Below are 17840 nucleotides of genomic sequence, written 5' to 3'. Positions count from 1 at the left end.
GTGCCCCTCCTCAGAACGCAGGTTGCGTCGCGCGGCGACGCTGGATTGCCACGACACCAAGCAACAGGAGCAGCGCGGGGATAAAGAACACTTCCTTCGGCATGCGGTCGTTTTCGACCTGCACCATGGTCACCTGCACAGGATCGTCGCCATAGTAATCATATTCGATTCCAATGGTCTCGAAATGCGGCGTGCCGGGGAACGGCTCTTCGAGCAGGAGCACCCCGTTCTCTTCAAAGACGGTAAGCCCCTGATCGCTCAGTGCGGTTTCCGGATCTCCCGGAACGGCCGGGATGGAAATCGTGGTCGGCCGCATCTGCGCGGTATCAAAATCGGGGCCTGTGATTGTCAGGCGCACGAAATCTCCCTCCGGCGCGGTGCCGATCAGCTCCACGGCCTCGGGCCCCGTTGCCTCGACATATTTCGGAGCGACCTGATCAAGGAAGTAATCCGGCCTGAACAGCATGAACGCGATGAAAAGCAGCACAGCGCTTTCCCATTTTCGCGATTTGGCGATGAAATAGCCCTGTGTGGCCGCGGCAAAGAGCAACATGGCGATCAGCGCCATGAAGAAGACAAACACCGCCTTCAAGGGTCCGACATCGATCAAAAGAAGATCGGTGTTGAAGATGAACAGGAATGGCAACAAGGCCGTGCGGATGTCATAGGCGAAGCCTTGCACGCCGGTCTTGATCGGATCTCCACGGGAGATGGCCGCCGCCGCATAGGCCGCGAGCCCCACGGGCGGCGTGTCATCCGCGAGAATTCCGAAATAGAAGACAAAGAGATGCACAGCAATCAGCGGGAAGATATAGCCTGCCTGCGCGCCGACCGAGAGGATCACCGGAGCCATAAGCGACGACACGACGATGTAGTTGGCCGTTGTCGGCAGGCCCATTCCGAGGATCAGGGACATCACGGCAACAAGGATCAGCAGGATCCAGATATTGCCGCCCGCGATCACTTCGACCACCTGGCCGATGACCTGGTGCGCGCCGGTGAGGCTGATGGTGCCAACGATGATCCCCGCCGCACCGGTTGCGACACCGATACCGATCATGTTGCGCGCGCCCAGGATAAGCCCGTCGATGAAGTCGCGCCATCCCTGCACCGTTGCGGCGCCCATCCCCTCGCCGCGGAAGAACGCCTTGAGCGGACGGTGGGTCAACGCCACGATGATCATGAAGATCGTCGCCCAATAGGCCGAGAGAGAGGGCGAAAGCCGGTCGAGGTTCTCGGTTCGCACCATAAGGTTCCAGACCAGAATGAAGATCGGGAGCGAGAAATAGGCCCCGCCAAGCAGCGTCGGCGTCAAGCGCGGCGCTCGAAGCGGGCCGTCGGGGTCGTCCATGGCCACGTCCGGGTAGCGTGAGGCGAAATAGACCAGGACCAGATACAGGATCGCCACAACGACCAACCCGCCATAGACGCTTTCGGTCATGAAACCATCAAGCACCGTGCGCAACAGGATCATGCCATAGGTGCAGGCCCCGAGGAACAGGAACCCGGACAGGAACAGGATCAGGATGAGCGCCGGGCCGATGTGGCGTCCGGGCTTTTCAAGGCCCTTCATCTGCATCTTGAGCGCTTCGAGATGCACGATGTAAAGCAGCGCGATGTAGCTGATGACCGCCGGCAGAAAGGCGTGCTTGACGACCTCGATATAGGGAATGTTCACGTATTCGACCATGAGGAAGGCCGCCGCGCCCATGACGGGCGGCGTGAGCTGACCATTCGTCGAAGAGGCGACCTCGACCGCGCCGGCCTTCTCTGCCGGGAAGCCGATGCGTTTCATCAAAGGAATGGTAAACGTGCCGGTTGTCACGGTGTTGGAGATCGAACTGCCGGAGATCATGCCGGTGAGCATCGATGACAGAACCGACGCCTTCGCCGGTCCGCCCCGCAGCGCACCAAGAAGCGCAATGGCCACCTTGATGAACCAGCCCCCGCCGCCGGCCCGGTCGAGCAAGGCCCCGAACAGAACGAAGAGAAAGATCATCGAGGTGGACACCCCGAGTGCCACGCCAAAGACGCCCTCGGTCTGCATCCAGTAATGGCCAAGCGCCTTGGACAGCGACGCGCCGCCGTAATTGGTGATGTTGCGCGCCCATTCCGAGTAGCCGCCGAAAAAGGCGAAAAGCACAAATGCCCCGGCAATGATCACCAGCGGCAACCCCAGCGAGCGCCAGACGGACACCATGAGCACGCCCATCCCGATGCAGGACATGACAATGTCGGACGTTGACCAGAGCCCGGGCCTGTCGGCAATCTCGAACCGGAACACCACGAGATACAGACAGGCCGAGATCCCGAGGATCATCAAGGCCCAGTCATAAAGCGGAATGCGGTCCCGCGGAGAGGATTTGAAGAGCGGAAACGCCATTGTCGCCAATGCGATGGCGAAGGCGAGGTGCACAAAGCGCGCCTGCGCCACGATATTGGCAAAGATCGACATGCCCGTGGCCTGCGCCACGACACCGGGAATGCGCGACGCGATATAGAGCTGGAAAAGCGACCAGACGATGCAGGTGCCGATGATCAGATTGGCCTGCCACCGGGCCGACGGGTTGCGGGCACCGGTATCGGCCTCGGCCACCATGTCATCGGCGCTGCGCGCGGGCTGTGTCGTGTCTGTCATATGTCCCTCCCCCGGTGTTCCGGGTTTTGTCGAGCCCTCGTCGACGCGGCACTTGAGACGTGCTCTGTTTGCGATCTGGCGGGGCTGTTTCCTGCGGTCCGGAGATATGCGCCAAGGGTGGGCCGGGCGCGCATGTCGGGACCGGGAGGGTCAGCCCGGATGCCGGGCCGACCGCGTTGCTTGTCCGAAGCCCTGCGCATGGCAGGGCGCGCGAGACCTTACTTCAGGCCAAGCTCCATATAGGCCTTTTCAGCACCGGGGTGCAGCGGCGCGGACAGGCCGTCAGACACCATCTGCGCCGGGTCAAGATTGGCAAAAGCCGGGTGCAGCTGCTTGAAGTCGTCGATGTTTTCCATCACCGCCTTGGCCACGACATACACCGTCTCTTCGGGCACGTTTGCGGATGTCACGAAGGTGGCGCCGACGCCAAAGGTCGTGGTTTCCTGATCATTGCCCGCATACATGCCGCCGGGGATGGTGGCGACGCGGTAATAGGGGTTGTCGGCGACAAGCTTGTCGATCGGCTCGCCCGCAACGTCGACCAGCTTGATATCACAGGTCGTCGTGGCTTCCTTGATGGCCGCCGCGGGGTGTCCAACCGTGTAGATCATCGCATCGATATTGCCATCGCAGATCTGCTTGGCCATTTCGGAACCCTTGTATTCCGTCGCGAGCCCGAGGTCGTCCATGCCAATGCCGAAGGCTTCCATCACGACTTCCATCGTCGCGCGCTGGCCCGAACCGGGGTTACCGACATTGACGCGCTTGCCAACAATGTCGCCAAAGCCTTCGATGCCGCTGTCAGCGCGGACAAGCAGGGTGAAAGGCTCAGGGTGCACCGAGAAGACGGCGCGCAGTTCCGGGAAGGCCGCATCACCCTCAAAGCGCGAGGTGCCGTTATAGGCGTGGTACTGCCAGTCGGACTGCGCCACACCGAACTCCAGCTCGCCGGCCTTGATCGTGTTGATGTTGTAGACCGAGCCGCCGGTGGATTCCACCGCGCAGCGGATGCCATGCTCCTTGCGGTCGCGGTTCACCAGACGGCAGATTGCGCCACCTGTCGGATAGTAAACGCCCGTCACGCCACCGGTCCCGATCGAGATGAACTCCTGCGCCGAAGCCGCGCCGCCGAAAGCCATCGCAGCCGCAGTTATTGCGCCATATGCAAAGTTTTTCATGTATTGTCTCCCTATAGTCCCCTGTCTTGTCACAACAGAGTCGACGATTGCAGTAGAACCGACCCGGCAACAGGTGGCAAGGTCGAGACCAGATTCGTTTGCCATGCAGGAACCCTATTGATGGATTGCTCCGCATCCCATGTCTTTCCGCGCCACAACCACGCGAGCCTCCCGGTCGCAACGCGCGGGGAAGGCGCGTATCTCTACGACTCGACAGGCAAGGCCTATCTCGATGGTTCGGGCGGTGCCGCTGTGTCCTGCCTTGGCCATGGCGACGCGCATGTCATCGAAGCCATCCAGCGACAGGTGTCGCAGATGGCCTTCGCCCACACCGGGTTTCTGACATCCGAGCCCGCAGAAGAACTGGCAGACCGGCTGATTGCGCATGCACCCGGCGCGCTGGACCGCGCCTATTTTGTGTCCGGCGGATCCGAAGCGATGGAAGCCGCGCTCAAGCTCGCACGGCAATACTATATTGAAATCGGGCAACCGGCGCGGGCCCGGATCATTTCGCGCCGCCAGAGCTATCATGGCAATACGCTGGGCGCGCTTGCGGTGGGCGGCAACCAGTGGCGGCGCAAACCCTTCAAGCCCCTGCTGATGGAAGTCAGCCATGTCTCACCCTGTTACGCGTATCGAGACAAGCCCGATGGCGTGAGCGACGCCGCCTATGTCAAGCACCTGGTGCGTGAGATCGAGGACGAGATCGGCGCCTGGGGCGCGGAGTCGATCATGGCCATCGTCGCCGAACCTGTGGTGGGAGCAACGCTGGGCGCGGTGCCTGCTGTTAAGGGATATTTCAAGGCGCTCCGCGCGCTTTGTGACAAGTTCGGCATCCTGCTTATTCTCGACGAGGTCATGTGTGGCATGGGCCGGACCGGAACGCTGTTTGCCTGTGAGCAGGATGGCGTCGCCCCGGATATCGTGGCAATCGCCAAGGGGTTAGGAGCCGGGTATCAACCGATTGGTGCCATGCTTTGCACCCGTGACATCTATCAGACCATCAGCTCCGGCAGCGGGTTCTTTCAGCATGGCCATACCTATCTCGGCCACGCCACGGCCTGCGCGGCCGCAAATGCCGTGCTTGACCGCTTGATTGACGATGACCTCGTTTCGCGCGTCGCTCCCGTCGGCGCCAAGCTCCGCGCCGCGCTGGAGGCCCGGTTCGGGCAGCATCCCAACATTGGTGACATTCGCGGGCGCGGGCTGTTTCTCGGGCTTGAACTCGTTGCGGATCGCGACACGAAGGCGCCGCTCGACCCGGCGCGCAAGACCCATGCCAAAATCAAGTCCGCCGCTTTCGATGCCGGGCTGATTTGTTACCCGATGGGCGGCACCGTTGACGGACAAAGCGGTGACCATGTGTTGTTGGCGCCGCCCTTTATCCTGAGTGACGACCAAATTGACGAGTTGGTCGACAAGCTTGGCACGGCTATCGACACGGCCCTTCACGGAGCGGCATGACACCGTTTCGGGTTTTCCGTCCCGCACGGTGCTCTTGCGGCGCGGGACGGAGGCGGGATGACAGGGCTTACGCGCCGTAGAGGCCGGCGACCTTTCCCCGCAGCGCAACCAGCGCCAGAACCGTGTCGATAGTCGGGGTCGGGATCCCGGTGACGCGCCCCAACTCCTGAACGGAGCCGACAAGCGCATCGATCTCCATCGGGCGACCCTGATCGAGATCCTGCAACATGGAGGTTCTGTGTGCGCCCACGGCTGCGCCGCCATCGATGCGTTTCTCGACGTCGATCGGGAATTTCACGCCCAACGCTTCCGCGATCTGCTGCGCTTCGAGCATCATGCCCTTGGCGACGGCCCTTGTCCCGGGATCGGTGCAGAGCACGTCCAGTGTCGCATGGGTCAGTGCGGAGATCGGGTTGAAGGACAGATTGCCCCAGAGTTTCACCCAGATCTCATCGCGCAGGCGCGGTCGGACCGGCGCCTTCAGACCCGCCGCCGCAAGGGCCTTGGACAGCGCCATGGCGCGGTCGGATTTCGAGCCATCCGGCTCGCCCAGGGAAAAGCGGTTGCCTTCGATATGCTTGATGACACCGGGCTCGATCACCTCGGCGGCTGGATAAACCACACAGCCAAGCACACGGTCCGGGCCAAACCCGTCCCACTGCTTGTTTCCGGGGTCGACCGTTTCGAGGCGCGTGCCCTCAAGCTCGCCGCCGATCTTGTGAAAATACCACCACGGCACACCGTTCACGCCCGAGACGATCGTGGTGTTCTCTCCGATCAGGGGACGCATCCGGTCGACAACGCCGGGCACCGAATGCGCCTTGAGGGTCACGATGACGTAATCCTGCTCCCCCAGATCAGACGGATCATCCGAGGCCGTGACGGAAACGTTGGTCTCCGCGCCACCCTCTTCCAACAGGGTGAGACCCTTGTCCTTCATCGCCGCAAGATGCGGCCCACGCGCCACAAGGCTGACGTCGGCGCCGGCCTGTGCCAGCTTCACACCCATGTATCCGCCGATGGCACCGGCCCCGAATACGCAAATCTTCATCGCTCTCCACAACAGATCACCGGACCACCGGTCCGGGCACTGCCCCCTGATTTCCAAACGCTAACACCCGACAACAGCCCAGCCCGCGCGAAACGCACAGGCTGGGAGTGGTGCTCAGGTTGTTTCCACAAGCCCCAGCTTCTCGGCAAGGCCAATCCGCTGCATCTTGCCGGTTGCGCCCTTCGGGATCTCGTCAAGAATGATCACCTTGCGCGGCGCTTTGAAGTCGGCGAGACGCTCAAGCGCGAAGTCGCGGATATCCCGCTCGGTGGCCTCGGACCCGTCTTTCAAGACGACGGCAGCGGCCACTTCCTCGCCCAGTTTCGGATGCGGGAGCGCAAAAGTCACGACCTGTGCGATGGCCGGGTGGTCCAGAAGAACGCCATCGACTTCGAGAGGCGATACCTTTTCGCCGCCGCGGTTGATGATCTCCTTCAGGCGACCCGTCAGATGCAAGAACCCGTCTTTGTCGAACGCGCCCTGATCACCCGTGCGGAACCAGCGATGTCCATCCGCCTCGAAGAAGTTCTTGGTATTGGCCTCTGGATTGCTCTCGTAGCCGGGCGTAACGTTCGGACCGGAAATGCACACCTCTCCGGTGCCGTCGACCAGCTGGTTTTCTGTCTCATGCGCAATCCGCACCAATGGCCCTGCGGCCACACCGACACTACCTGGTTTTTGTAGATCCATACGATTGCAGCACATCTGATGCGCCGCTTCCGTCATGCCGTAAGCTTCGATCACCGGCGCGCCAAAGGTCTTGTTGAGCTCCTGCATGACCTGCGCCGGCAAGGAGGCCGAGGAAGACCGCAGGAAGCGCAGCGGCACGTCAGCGATCACATCCGCGTTGCGCTTGGCACGGGTCAGGATCGCCTGATGCATGGTCGGCACGGCGGTATACCAAGTGGGCCGCGCTTCCTTGAGCATCGCGAAGAAGTTCATCGCGTTGAACCCGGCGGTGCAGAAGACCGATGCGCCAGCGGACAGCGACGCCGACACCGCAGCCACCAGACCGTGGATGTGGAAGAGCGGCATCACATTGAGGCAACGATCCTTTGCCGTCAGGTCGAGAGACGCGGCAATATTTTCAGCGGACGCGGCCACGTTTGATTGCAGAAGTGGCACAATCTTGGGCCGCGAGGTTGTCCCGGACGTGTGCAGAATGAGCGCCACATCGTCAGCGGCAGGCTCTCCGGAGGCTGGCGTGTCGGCCGCGTCCCCCTGAAGGGCAAAGACCCCAGCCTCTGCCCCCTCGGGCACGTGAACACGCAGGATCGCGATGCCCAGACGTTTCGCGGCGGCATAGGCCGGCCCCTCTTCGCCGTCGGCCAGAACGATGGCGCGCGCCTTCAGGTCCTCGAGGTAAAACGCATATTCATCCTCGCGGTACGAAGGATTGAGCGGCGCCGTGACCGCCGCTTGTGCGATACAGACAAAGGTCGTCGCCATTTCCGGCCCGTTTGGCAACACGATGGCCACCCGGTCGGACGGGCCGATGCCCATGGCGCGCAGACTGTGCATCGTCTGTTCCGACAGCGCACGCAGCCCGCCATAGCTCAGCCAAGGCCGGTCCGGAGCGCCGATCGCCGGTGCGGTTTCTGGGTGCGTGGCGATCAGAGCCTTCATTGTGTCGGCCATGGCTTTGGTCCTTCTTGTTGTCAGTCTTCATCAGGATCACTCCGCGGGAGCTATAGCGCGACGGGCTGTTCTCCGCCACGCTTGAACTAGGGGAAGCACGAAGAAAAGCACGGCCAGAGCGATGAAAAAGCCCGACAGAGGGCGCTCAATGAAGGCGAGCACGTTGCCTTGTTCCGCGATCAACGTCTGCCGGAAGCTCTTTTCCATCAGCGGTCCGAGCACAAGCGCAAGGACCAGCGGAGCAAGCGGATAATCAGCCTTGCGCAGCAGGTATCCGGCGACACCGAAGGCTGCGATGAGCCAGACGTCGTGCATTTTCTGGCTCGGCGCGAAGCCACCCACGATGCACAGCACGATCACGATGGCGCAAAGCACGGTGAAGGGCATCCGCAACGCCCAGACAAAGAGCGGTATCAAGGCAATGTTGATCAGAACCGCGGCAAAGTTTGCCGTGTAGAGCGACGAGATCAGACCCCATACGAAATCGGGCTGCTCGATGAACAGCATCGGTCCGGGAACGAGGCCCCACATCACCATGCCACCAAGTAACAAGGCCGTCGTGGGGGAGCCCGGGATACCGAGTGTCAGCATCGGAAGCAGAGAGCCCGTCGAGGCCGCATTGTTGGCCGTTTCCGGGGCGACGACACCTTCGATATTGCCTTTGCCGAAGGTCTCGGGTTCCTTCGAGGTCTGCTTGGCGATCCCGTAGGCCATGAGGGACGCCGGGGTCGCCCCCGCCGCTGGCAACATGCCGACAAAGAACCCGAGAAACGACCCCAAGCTCATGGTTTTCCACATCTTGTTGATGCGTTTGAGACCCGCCCCGAGCTCGCGGAAGGTGATCTTCGCGGGCGTTACCTGAGGCGCGGTCTTGGACGTTTCGATCGTGTAAAGGATCTCACCGATTCCGTAGACGCCAATGGCGAGAACCAGGAAGGAGATGCCAGAGTAGAAGCCGGGCATGTCGCCAAAAATCAGGCGCGGCTGGCCGGAAATCAGGTCGAGACCCACTGTGGACAGGACGAGGCCGAGGCAGATCATCACGACGGTCTTGAGCTTGTCGTCGCCTCCCAGACCCACGAAGGTGGTAAAGGCGAGCAGAACAAGCGCGAATTCTTCGGCCGGTCCGAAGGCCAGAGCGAGATCGGCCAAAGGCGCCGCAAACAGCGTAAAGAGCACCACGGAGATTGTGCCGCCAACGAAACTGGCGGTTGCCGCGGCGATCAACGCGAGGCCGGCCTTGCCCTGTTGCGCCATGGGGCGTCCGTCAAAGGTTGTCGCCACCGCTGTGGATGCGCCGGGGATCCCGAGCAGGACCGACGAAACGGCCCCGCCATACATCGCGCCGTAATAGATGGCCGCCAGCAGGATGATCGCAGAGGACGGCGGCACGATAAATGTCAGCGGCAGGACGATCGCCACGCCGTTGACCGATCCGAGCCCCGGCATGGCCCCGATAAAGAGACCTGCCGTGACGCCGAGCAGGACAACCATGAGATTGAGCGGAGAGAGCGACGTGGCAAAGCCATCGCCGAGAAGAGCAAGCATTTCCATGGCGAGGGCTCCTTAGAAGAACATCGCGTAAAGCGGGAAGAACAGCGGTTCCGTGATCCCCTTTGGCAGCAGGATCTTGAGCGTCGCCTCGAAGAAGAAGAACAAAAACACGGGCGTTGCGAGGGTCAGCGACATCGTCAGCGTCCACCCGTGGCCGCCATAGATCCTCAGATACCAGAAGAGAAACGCAACGATCGCGACATAGGCACCGACAATCGGGATCAGCGCAATCGTGATCACCAGCGACGCAACCACCATCAACAAGGGGCGCAACATCGTGCGGTCGAAGAAGAACGACGCCTTCGCATCGGCCGCAAAGCTTCGGGCCAGAATGCCGCCGGCGCAGAGCAGCATGATGAGGGAGAGCCAGAACGGGAAAGCGCCTCCGCCCGGTCCGCCGGTTTCCCCCTCCCACCCGATGGGCAGCACAGTGGCATGCCACATGAAATAGGCCGATAGCGCCATGATGGCGCCTGCAATCAAGCGATCTGCGACGAGCATACCAATCCCCTCTTTATGACATGTCGTATGCGAAAGTGCTGGGCCGCCTGATGAGACGGCCCAGCAAGTACACTGTGGCGCTGGCGCTTAGGACGAGCCTTCGCCTTCCATGTTGTCGAGGATTGCCTTGTGCTTGGCACGCTCTTCGAGGAAGTAGGTCTGGAGTGCGTCACCGGTCAGATAGGCAGGCATCAGAGCTTTTTCGGAGGTGTAGGTCTGCCACTCTTCGCTTTCGGACAGCGCCTTGAACATCGCGGTGTAGTAGTCGACCGCTTCCTGGGGCATGTCCTTGGGTGCAACAAAGCTCCGCTGCATGGCATAGACGATGTCGTGGCCAAGTTCACGTGCCGTGGGAACGTCCGGGAATGCTTCGAGGCGCTCGGGTGTGAACGCGACAAGCGGAATGGACTTGCCGGCGTTGTAGAAGCCCATCTGTTCGGAGGGATTGTTCACCGTGGAATTGATGTGGCCACCCACGAGATTCTTGGCCACGTCACCGCCCCCTTTGAAGGGCACATAGGTCACATCGAGGTCAAACTCGGCTTCGATCATCGCCGTCACGAGGCTGTCTTCCTGGCCGGTTCCGGTGCCACCCATCTTCCAATCCCTGCCGGCTGCCTTCACGGCAGCGACGTATTCGTCCAGGTTTGTGATGCCGCTGTCAGCATTGACCCAGAGAATGAAGGTATCTTCGGCCATCCGGGCGATCGGTGTGAACTCTTCGATGTCGACGCCGATATCGGTGCGCAGCGGGGTGGTGTAATAGCTGTTAAGCGTCGCCATGATGACATGCGCGTCGCCTTCCTTGTCCTTGAGATACCGCAGAGCCTCTGCGCCAGAGCCGCCGCCCTTGTTGACCGGCAGAACCGGCATCGACGCCAGTCTCTCTTTCTGAATGATCGACTGGAAAAGACGCGCAAGGCGATCTGCACCACCCCCCTGACCGGCCATGATCACCATTTCAACCGGCTTCTGGGGCTTCCAACCCTCTGCAAGGACGGCGGTTGCCGACGATGCCACAAGAGCTGCGGATGCTGCGATTGCGAGTGCAGCCCGGCGCGTGAACGTGTATGCCATGTAATATCCTCCCTAGGATCAAATGATTGGCGCTTCAGCGGAGAATATCCCCTCGCCGCAAGAAACCGTGAGCAGATACATACGTAGAAGAAATTTTATTTCACGAAAATTCGGGTAAGCATGTAAAAGCTTGCGCTTGCAAGTTTGTATTTTGTAAAGTTGTTAACATGAAGAAGACGCTTATTGGACCGCAATTGCGGCAGATCCGACGCCGACATGGACACAGCCAAGCCGAAATGGCGCGCCAGCTGGGCATCAGTCCGGCCTATGTCAACCTGCTGGAAAACAATCAGAGATCCCTGAGCGTCGCGGTGCTTCTGGCCTTGTCAGAGCATTACGGCGTCGACATGCGCAGCCTCACACAAGACAGCGACCACGGCCGTCTGGCCGATCTGCGCGCAGCCACGAAGGACCCTGCATTCAGCGGCGAAGCGCCCGATCTGGCGGAGTTGCGCGCGGCACTCGATCACGCTCCGCAGCTGGTCGACCGATTCCTGCAACTGTATCAGAATCACCGGACCATCGTGGAGCAGGTGAAGCGCATGGCCGACAGCGGTTCCGCAGAGGCGCTGCTCACAGTGACGCCGGAAACGGCCATTCACGACTTTTTCCGAGACCATGCCAATCATTTTGATCCTTTGGAACGCACCGCGGAAGGGCTGCGTGTTCGGATCGGCGGCAGCTCGGACGACATGTACACACTTCTTAAAAGACAATTGCGCCTTGAACACGCGATCCAGACAGAGGTTGTTGCCCATGAACAGATGCAGGGCGCGCTTCGGTTCTTCGATGAAAATGCCGGGCGCGTGCAGCTTTCCGATGCGCTGGACCATACCAACAGGATCTTTCAACTCGCCCATATCCTCGGCCTTCTGGAGGCGGCCGCCCCGGTCAATGCCCTGATGCAGGAAAGCGGGCTGAAAACAGAAGCCGGGTTGGCGCGGCTGCGGGTGGAGCTCACCAACTATTTTGCGGCCGCCCTCCTCATGCCGTACGATCGAATGCTGCATCGTGCCAAGGAAACAGGCTACGATATCGACAGGATCGCAGCGAGTTTCGGTGTCAGTTTTGAGCAGGTCTGTCAGCGATTGACCACGCTTCAGCGGGACGGCGCCCGCGGCGTTCCGTTCTTCTTTCTTCGGATCGACCGCGCGGGCAATGTCACCAAGCGGTTCAACGCGACACCCTTTACCCTTGCCGAGCAAGGCGGCGCCTGTCCGGTCTGGGACATCCACGGGGCTTTCAGAGCACCCGGCGTGATTGTCCCGCAATTCGTCGAACTGCCGGAGGGCGGCCAGTTCTTCACCTTGTCCCGCACCGCGGATCGACCGGTTTTTGATCGCCAGAGCCTCGATCGACGTCTCGTTGTTGTTGTCGGATGTGAGATCGATCACGTCGATCAGATCGGATATGCCCGGCCCTTCAATCTCAAGGATCCAGATTTGGCGGCCCCCATCGGCATCAATTGTCATGTGTGTCCGAGGCAGGCATGCAATCAAAGGGCCCACCAACCGCTCTTGAAAACCCTGCCCATCGACGCGCGGCGACGCGGCGGAACACGCTACGAAAGTTGATCCCGGGTCTGCAGGGGCGCTGTTTCAGAAAATGCGAAGCAGTTTGACCCTGCGCGGAACCAATTCTTAACGCAGCCCCCCTACTCCTTCTCTCCATCACCGTCGGAGCGTTTCCGTGCGCGCCGTGACACTGTCTTCTTGGAAGAGGGAGAAACCGTTGATGCCGGATATCCAGTTTCACGCGCTGGGTGCTGTCCGCGCCCGGTCTGGAGATGACCCCCTGATTGCCTTTCTCCATACCGCACGCAACGCCGATGTGACGATTTCAGCCAGAGATGTCCGGCGCCTCGATTCGCATCGCCTTCAGATCCTCCTTGTCGCCCAGAAGCAGTGGCTCTCCGAGGGGTATCGTTTCACGGTGATGGACAAGGCGCCAACCTTCTACGACGGGCTTGAGCGGCTCGGCATCCCATCCGATCAATTTGACGAGGACCCCGTATCATGAGCACCAAGGTCTTAGCGATAGACGACTCCCGCACAATCCGGAACCTCCTTCGGGTGTCCCTGGAAGGAGCTGGTTTCGACTTTTACGACGCCTGTGACGGCGAAGAAGGGGTTGAGCGGTTTCCCGAAGTTGATCCTGACGTGGTGATCACCGACATCAATATGCCAAAGCTGGACGGGTTTGGCGTCATCGACGCCTTGAGGTCCGGGCCAAACAGAACGCATGTGCCGATTCTTGTCTTGACAACAGAAAGTTCGGACGACCTGAAGGCACGCGCCCGAGACGCGGGCGCAACCGGATGGATCGTCAAACCGTTTGACGACGACTCTCTTGTTTCAGTCCTCCGGCGCTTGACGGGGCACGTTGCCTGACATGTCTGGAAATTCGATACGGGACACATTCTTTGAGGAGTGTGAGGAGCTTCTGGAGGCTCTGGTCGAGGGGCTTTCGCAGATGGAAGAGGCCGGCGATGACATGGAAGTCGTCAACGCCGTTTTCAGAGCCGTTCATTCGATCAAGGGAGGCGCTGGCGCCTTCGGCTTGGACCGTTTGGTAGGTTTCGCCCATAGTTTTGAAACGGTCATGGACCGCGTTCGCAACGGACAGCTTTCAGTCGACGAGGGGTTGATGGGTCTCTTCCATCGGTCCGGGGATCAACTTTCCGATCTCGTGGTCGCCGCTCGTGACGGCATTGACCTCGACAAGGAGACAGAAACAAGCCTGCTCAAGGAGCTGGAAAATCATCTCGGAGACGAGGCTGAGGACGATGGGTTCAATTTCGACGCCCTGACATTGGACTTCTCCGACAGCGCGCCAGAAGTGGCGTTTGGCGATCTCGCTGTAGACGACACCGACGAAGAAATCACGGCGAGTCCCAGCGCTTCGCCGGCATTGTTGCCTGGAGAAGGGCCAACAGGAGCAAAGCGTTTCTCCATTCGCTTCGAGCCAAACCCGGTGCTATACGAAAACGGCCATGAACCGCTCCTCCTATTTGACGCTTTGGCAGAACTCGGCCGCCTTGAAGTCCAGGCCTACTATGACAGGCTCCCGACGTTCGACGCCTACAGCCCGACCGACTCGCTTCTGGGATGGGAACTCTCGCTAGAAACCAGCGAGAGCGAGACCGTTCTGCATGAGATCTTCGAATTTGTGGAGGGGCTGTGCACGCTTGAGATTTCTGCCGAAGACGTCATCCCAACGGAAAACTTGGTTGAGCTCCATCCTTCCAGCGACGACACCGAAGCAGAAACCCCAGCATCCGAAGAAAGCGCGATTTCCAAGATTGAGCCGGTAATTTCCTTCAAAGGCAACGGCGACGCAATACCAACGCCTTTAGACAAAGCTGAAGGTCAAAAAGCGGCTCCTGTATCAACTCGTCCCCGAGATACGAAGGGCCCAAAACCCACACTCAGAGTGGATCTAGATCGCGTAGATCGATTGATCAACACTGTTGGCGAACTGATTATTAATCAAGCAATGATTGCGCAACGGATCGAAGAACTCGATTTGCCGACCGTTGCCCACCTTAACAATGAACTCGAAGCCTACAAACTCTTGGCGCGCGATATTCAAGAAGGTGTCATGGCGATTCGGGCACAGCCGGTAAAACCTCTATTCCAACGAATGTCTCGAATTGTTCGCGAAGCTTCCGATGCAACAAACAAACGAGCAAAGCTGATAACAGTTGGCGATTCGACCGAGGTTGATAAAACTGTGATTGAGCGACTTGCCGACCCACTAACACATATGGTGCGCAACGCCGTCGATCATGGCCTTGAAACGCCAGAGGACCGAGAGCGGTGCGGTAAAGATCCAGTCGGAACCATACGTCTCTCTGCTGCACATCGCTCCGGCAGCGTTTGCATTGAAATATCCGACGATGGCGCAGGTCTGAACAGGGAAAAAATTCTCAGAAAAGCGATCGAGAAAAAACTCATCCCAGAGGACTCTGAACTGTCCGAACCCGAAATCGATAATCTTCTATTCTTGCCAGGATTTTCAACAGCTGGACAGGTATCAAATCTTTCTGGCCGCGGTGTGGGAATGGACGTAGTCAAAAATGCGGTGCAAGCACTTGGCGGCCGCGTATCAATTTCATCCATCCAAAATCAAGGCAGCGTATTCTCGATCGTATTACCGCTAACCCTAGCGGTAATGGATGGGTTTGTAATATCAGTTTCCAACCAGACAATGGTTATTCCGATATCATCAATAATCGAAACAATTCGCCCAAAAAATTCTGATATCCACCGCGTAGGGACTGACTGTGAAGTAATATCTGTTCGGGGATCTTACGTTCCAATCATTGACGTGGCTGAAAACTTGGGGATCAAGGATGATACAGAATGGCACAGAGACAGTATTTTGCTCCTTGTAGAGACTGAACAGTGTGGATTCATTGCCCTCAGAGTCTCAGCAATTCACGATCAGCGCCAAGTTGTTATAAAAAGCCTTGAAAGCAACTATGCACAAATCCCTGGAGTATCAGCGGCAACCATTCTTGGAGATGGAAAAATCGCACTCATACTCGATCCGGAGCAACTGATCCAGCTTGCGCAGACTACTGCAGGCGAACGTCACTATCAAAACACGAGACTGGAGCGCAGAAATGCTTGACAGCAATGAAATCCAAGTGGAGTCCCAATTTGAGTTCATCACGTTTTCTGCAGGAAATCAGAACTTTTGCCTCGAAATCACGCAAATCCGAGAAATCCGTCGCTGGACTACTGTAACTGCCCTCCCGCACACTCCAGACGATGTCTTAGGAGTTATGAATCTACGCGGCGCAGTAATACCAATATTCGACCTTTCCGCCAGATTTGACTTAGGCAAAACGGAAGAGAACGAACGAAATGTGGTAATTGTTGCCGCAATAGAGGGTACAACCGTTGGACTACTCGTAGAGTCGGTTTCAGAAATACTGTCTGTCCCAAAATCATCAATCCAAGAAACGCCTGACCTGAAGTCTGATGCTACGCGCCACAGCATAGCTGGAGTCATATCAATTGACGAAAATATGGTGCGAGTCGTGAATTTAGAAGCAATTCTAAATTCACAGGTGGAAGCAATATCATGATTGAACAGATCAAAGCAAAGGAACCACGCGTTGATGATTTATCTTCAACGGACTTTGCAACGCTTGCGAAAATTGCAAAAAAGGAATTTGGACTTGACTTGGCGACATCAAAAAAAACATTGGTTGGTTCCCGGCTCACTAAACGTGTACGCAACCTCGGCTTGAAGAGTCTCCATGAATATATTGGACGAATAAATTCAGAACTTTCAAATGATGAGCGAGACCAACTTGCAATCGCACTCACAACAAATGTAACATCATTTTTCCGGGAATTGCATCATTTCGAGACACTTGAAAGTGTGTGCATTCCTATTTTCAGAAACCGCAATCTGCTGGATGCGCCTATTAGGATTTGGTCTGCTGGGTGCTCATCCGGTCAAGAACCCTACTCCATCGCAATGAGCTTGTTGGAAAAGTTGCCTGAGCCAGCCCTTCAAAATACAAGAGTTCTCGCCACAGATATCGACACCACTGTAATCGAACACGCAAAAAAAGGTGTCTACCCTCTGGAGGCAATTGAAGACCTAAAACACTGTAGAGATTACCACCACATACATAAGTCCGGAGACTCTATAACAATTTCTCCACGGGTGCGATCACTTGTCCGCTTTGCACACTTAAACTTAATATCTAATTGGAGCTTCGAAGCAAAATTTGACGCGATATTTTGCAGAAATGTTGCAATCTATTTTGACTCTAAAACGCAGAGCGTTCTCTGGAAAAAATTGGCAGAGAGCCTCAGAAATGGCGGCTATCTATTTATCGGCCATTCGGAGCGCATCACCGGACCTGCCCTAGACAATCTGAGCCCCAATGGAATAACCACTTACCAACGGCGTCAATGAACCCAAATCATGAGGAATGAGAATGAGTCTAAAAGAAAAGCTTCGTATCATGGTTGTAGACGACATGGCGACGAGTCGTGGACTTATTACACAAGCGCTAGATGAAATTGGAATAACCAATTATGTTACTGAAAATGATGGAAGAGAAGCGCTAAAGAGGCTATCAACCACGCCTGTCCATTTGGTATTATCCGACTACAATATGCCTGCCCTAGACGGCTTGGGACTTCTAAGGGCTGTTCGAAATCAGCCCATGACCAAAAAAATTGGATTCATTCTTGTTACAGGAAAACCGACCTCTGACATGATCAACACTGGAAAATCGCTTGGACTCAATAATATGATTAAAAAACCATTCACATCACACGCCATGAAGCAATGCATTGAGAGCGTTGTAGGTCGACTGTGATGAGTCATAATGAGCATTGGTCGAATACAAAGACAGTCTTTCATCGATCGTCACTCGCTATGTTAAATTTAAACGATCAGATGAAACGAATTGAGTCTGGCGTTCTTAGCTTAGTCGATATAAACAGCTGTCAGATTAGCAAGGAACAATCGCAGTTACTCCAAGAGATCGATAGGGCTCAACAAACCTGTATTGCTTTATCCAAATTCCACCTTTCATTATCCACGCTTGAGCAAGATGATACCTTAATCGAAATATCAGCTGCGCTTTCATATATTCAACTTGGACAATTAGTCGATATTCTTACCATCGGCGGGGATAATGCGGAGAAAGATTACTCCACCTTCGAAATTTTTTAGACGTTACTTTTTGTACGCGACTTTGTGACCT

General features: G+C 57.6%; 16 protein-coding genes. 9 read left to right on the top strand and 7 right to left on the bottom strand.

Annotated elements, in window-relative coordinates; genetic code table 11:
* Positions 1-10 precede the first annotated feature (10 nt).
* A complete protein-coding gene (locus J1C49_RS05550; RefSeq protein ID WP_227444818.1) occupies positions 11-2638 on the bottom strand; it encodes a TRAP transporter permease in 2628 nt (875 codons plus the stop codon).
* 218 nt (positions 2639-2856) lie between these two features.
* Positions 2857-3816, bottom strand: coding sequence for a TAXI family TRAP transporter solute-binding subunit (locus tag J1C49_RS05545; RefSeq protein ID WP_227444817.1), 960 nt, complete (start codon positions 3814-3816; stop codon positions 2857-2859).
* Between the two features lie 120 nt (positions 3817-3936).
* On the opposite strand from J1C49_RS05545, the gene J1C49_RS05540 reads away from it, so the two are divergent.
* A complete protein-coding gene (locus J1C49_RS05540) occupies positions 3937-5280 on the top strand; it encodes an aspartate aminotransferase family protein (protein WP_227444816.1) in 1344 nt (447 codons plus the stop codon).
* 67 nt (positions 5281-5347) lie between these two features.
* On the opposite strand, the gene J1C49_RS05535 is transcribed toward J1C49_RS05540, so the two are convergent.
* The 5 genes from J1C49_RS05535 to J1C49_RS05515 all read right to left on the bottom strand — a co-directional run bounded on the left by J1C49_RS05535 (position 5348) and on the right by J1C49_RS05515 (position 11101).
* On the bottom strand, positions 5348-6331 hold the full coding sequence (locus J1C49_RS05535; RefSeq protein WP_227444815.1) for a 2-dehydropantoate 2-reductase: 984 nt from the start codon (positions 6329-6331) through the stop codon (positions 5348-5350).
* Between the two features lie 114 nt (positions 6332-6445).
* A complete protein-coding gene (locus tag J1C49_RS05530; RefSeq protein WP_227444814.1) occupies positions 6446-7969 on the bottom strand; it encodes an acyl--CoA ligase in 1524 nt (507 codons plus the stop codon).
* A gap of 36 nt (positions 7970-8005) precedes the next feature.
* On the bottom strand, positions 8006-9523 hold the full coding sequence (locus J1C49_RS05525) for a tripartite tricarboxylate transporter permease (RefSeq protein WP_227444813.1): 1518 nt from the start codon (positions 9521-9523) through the stop codon (positions 8006-8008).
* A 12-nt stretch (positions 9524-9535) separates the two neighbouring features.
* Complete coding sequence (locus J1C49_RS05520; RefSeq protein WP_227444812.1) at positions 9536-10024, bottom strand: tripartite tricarboxylate transporter TctB family protein; 489 nt, start codon at positions 10022-10024, stop codon at positions 9536-9538.
* Between the two features lie 87 nt (positions 10025-10111).
* Positions 10112-11101 (bottom strand): tripartite tricarboxylate transporter substrate binding protein, encoded by a 990-nt coding sequence (locus tag J1C49_RS05515; protein WP_227444811.1) that lies wholly within the window; start codon positions 11099-11101, stop codon positions 10112-10114.
* Between the two features lie 167 nt (positions 11102-11268).
* Here J1C49_RS05515 and J1C49_RS05510 point away from each other — a divergent pair, with 167 nt between their 5' ends.
* From J1C49_RS05510 to J1C49_RS05475, 8 genes are all read left to right on the top strand, one after another.
* Entirely contained in the window at positions 11269-12675 is a 1407-nt protein-coding gene (locus tag J1C49_RS05510) for a short-chain fatty acyl-CoA regulator family protein (protein WP_227444810.1), read from the top strand.
* A 160-nt stretch (positions 12676-12835) separates the two neighbouring features.
* Positions 12836-13120: an STAS domain-containing protein gene (locus tag J1C49_RS05505; protein ID WP_227444809.1), complete on the top strand. Its 285-nt coding sequence runs from the start codon at positions 12836-12838 to the stop codon at positions 13118-13120.
* Positions 13117-13491: a response regulator gene (locus tag J1C49_RS05500; protein WP_227444808.1), complete on the top strand. Its 375-nt coding sequence runs from the start codon at positions 13117-13119 to the stop codon at positions 13489-13491. Before J1C49_RS05505 ends, J1C49_RS05500 begins: the two co-directional genes overlap by 4 nt.
* Before the next feature lies 1 nt (position 13492).
* Entirely contained in the window at positions 13493-15736 is a 2244-nt protein-coding gene (locus tag J1C49_RS05495) for a chemotaxis protein CheA (RefSeq protein WP_227444807.1), read from the top strand.
* Positions 15729-16196 (top strand): chemotaxis protein CheW, encoded by a 468-nt coding sequence (locus tag J1C49_RS05490; protein WP_227444806.1) that lies wholly within the window; start codon positions 15729-15731, stop codon positions 16194-16196. Before J1C49_RS05495 ends, J1C49_RS05490 begins: the two co-directional genes overlap by 8 nt.
* Complete coding sequence (locus J1C49_RS05485) at positions 16193-17041, top strand: protein-glutamate O-methyltransferase CheR (protein WP_227444805.1); 849 nt, start codon at positions 16193-16195, stop codon at positions 17039-17041. Before J1C49_RS05490 ends, J1C49_RS05485 begins: the two co-directional genes overlap by 4 nt.
* A gap of 22 nt (positions 17042-17063) precedes the next feature.
* Positions 17064-17450, top strand: coding sequence for a response regulator (locus J1C49_RS05480; RefSeq protein ID WP_227444804.1), 387 nt, complete (start codon positions 17064-17066; stop codon positions 17448-17450).
* Positions 17451-17530: 80 nt separating this feature from the next.
* Positions 17531-17809 (top strand): hypothetical protein, encoded by a 279-nt coding sequence (locus J1C49_RS05475; protein ID WP_227444803.1) that lies wholly within the window; start codon positions 17531-17533, stop codon positions 17807-17809.
* The last annotated feature ends 31 nt before the right edge of the window (positions 17810-17840 follow it).

The organism is Cognatishimia sp. F0-27 (assembly GCF_020667845.1).
In the GTDB taxonomy this organism is placed as follows: Bacteria; Pseudomonadota; Alphaproteobacteria; order Rhodobacterales; family Rhodobacteraceae; genus JAFMPQ01.
Note: the sequence above shows the minus strand (reverse complement) of the source record. Positions and strands in the feature narration are given on the sequence as shown.